This is a genomic window from Ruegeria sp. (assembly GCF_028066395.1).
In the GTDB taxonomy this organism is placed as follows: domain Bacteria; phylum Pseudomonadota; class Alphaproteobacteria; order Rhodobacterales; family Rhodobacteraceae; genus Ruegeria.
Window position 1 is genome coordinate 1 of record NZ_JALCBM010000099.1, and the last position, 2,125, is coordinate 2,125.

The following is a 2,125-nucleotide window of genomic DNA, read 5'->3' on the forward strand; positions in this document are numbered from 1 at the left end:
ACGCGCCCAACGGCCCCGAGGTGGAACCGGGCGATCACCACATGGTCTCGGATCTAGCCGCCGTGCATGATTACCTCAGCAGCGACCGCCTGCAGGAATGCTGGAACGATGCCACCTTCTACCGCAACGAGTTGCGCGCGCTGTTCCGGCGCGGCTATGTCGACCTGCGCCAGATGGCCCGGGCCGAACGCATCTATCTGTCGCTTGTGGCGCGCCTCAAGGCGCTGGCCGCCAGCGGCGATCTGGACACGAATGTAGATGATCAGCTTGAGAAGGTGGCCGATATCTACCACTGCAACTTCTCGCTGTTCCAGTCGCTGCCCGATGTCTGGGCCATCGACCAGCTGCACCCGATTGTGCCGCTGCAGGGCCTGAACCAAACCCCCGACCGCCGCGCAGTGCTGTCCGACATCACCTGCGACAGCGACGGCAAGATCGACCGCTTCATTCTGGCCGATGGCGTCTCACCCAGCTTGCCGGTACACACGCTGCCCGAGGACGGCGAATACCACATGGGCGTCTTCTTCGTCGGCGCCTATCAGGAAACGCTGGGCGATCTGCACAACCTCTTTGGCGATACCAATGTGGTCACCATCGACCTGCGCCCTGATGGCGGCTTTGACCTGCTGCACGAACAGGAAGGCGACACGATCAGCCAGGTCCTGTCTTATGTGGAATTCGACCCGGCCGATTGCGTCGCCGCCTTCCGCAAAATGGTGGACGAGGCGATCTCGACCGGTACTCTGAACGCCACGGACCGCAAAACCCTGATGAGCGCCTATCGCGACTCGATCAACGGCTACACCTATTACGAATAACCCAAACACCAGCAAAGGAGTAATCTGGATGGGCAAAACACTGGTTATCGGTGCAGGGGGCGTGTCTCATGCGGCGGTGCACAAAATGGCCATGAATGCGGACATTTTCACCGAGATCACGCTGGCAAGCCGCACCAAGTCGAAATGCGACGCCATCGCGGCCGCGGTCAAAGACCGGGTCGGCGTCGACATCAAGACAGCGCAGATCGACGCGATGGACGTGGCCGCCACAGTCGCCCTGATCAAGGAAACCGGGGCCGAACTTCTGGTCAATCTGGCGCTGCCCTATCAGGACCTCAAGCTTATGGATGCCTGCCTTGAGGCCGGGTGCCATTATCTGGACACCGCCAACTACGAGCCCGAAGACGAGGCCAAATTCGAATACGGCTGGCAATGGGCCTATCAGGACAAGTTCAAACAGGCCGGTCTGACCGCCATTCTGGGATCGGGCTTCGATCCGGGCGTGACCTCGGTCTTTGCCACATGGCTGAAAAAGCACAAGCTGGACACCATCCGCCAGATCGACGTTCTGGACGCCAATGGCGGCTCGAACGATCAGGCCTTCGCCACCAATTTCAACCCCGAGATCAATCTGCGCGAAGTCCTGCAGGAAGCGCGCCACTGGGAAAACGGCGCCTGGCAGACAACACCTGCCATGACCCACAAGGTCGAATTCGACTTCCCCGGCATCGGCAAGCGCAACATGTATCTGATGTATCACGAGGAACTGGAAAGCCTCGCGACTCATTTCTCGGAAATCGAACGCGCGCGGTTCTGGATGACCTTCGGGGACGCCTATATCAACCATGCCAAAGTGCTGGAAAATGTCGGCATGACCCGGATCGATCCGGTAATGCATGACGGGGTCGAGATCATCCCGATCCAGTTCCTGAAAACCCTGCTGCCCGATCCCGGCGATCTGGGCGAGGAAACCACCGGCAAGGCATGTATCGGCGATATCGCGACCGGTCAGGCCAAGGACGGCTCGGGCGAGAAGACCTACTATATCTACAACATCTGCGATCACGAGGAATGCTTTGCCGAGGTCGGCAGCCAGGCGGTCAGCTACACCACCGGCGTTCCAGCGATGATCGGCGCAGCGCAACTGCTGAAAGGCAACTGGCGCACGCCCGGTGTGTGGAACATGGAACAGCTGGATCCGGATGACTTCATGGACATGCTCAACGCCCATGGCCTGCCATGGCAAGTCCACGAACTCGACAGCCCGGTCGATTTCTGATCCTTCGGGGCGGTCCGCGTGACCGCCCTGCTTCATCTGGCCAAAAATATCCCGGGGGGTCCGGGGG

At 60.1% G+C, this 2,125-nt stretch carries 1 protein-coding gene and 1 pseudogene; both read left to right on the forward strand.

The genetic code is table 11. The features are described 5' to 3' along the window. Positions 1–818, forward strand: a pseudogene (locus MPJ51_RS20430) (arginine decarboxylase); the annotation flags it as partial. A gap of 28 nt (positions 819–846) precedes the next feature. After that, on the forward strand, positions 847–2,058 hold the full coding sequence (locus MPJ51_RS20435; protein WP_298390697.1) for a saccharopine dehydrogenase family protein: 1,212 nt from the start codon (positions 847–849) through the stop codon (positions 2,056–2,058). Positions 2,059–2,125 lie beyond the last annotated feature (67 nt).

What these genes read in the sequence shown, in the direction of transcription:
- MPJ51_RS20435 (WP_298390697.1), top strand. Translation starts at nt 847, where the DNA reads ATGGGCAAAACACTGGTTATCGGTGCAGGGGGCGTGTCTCATGCGGCG.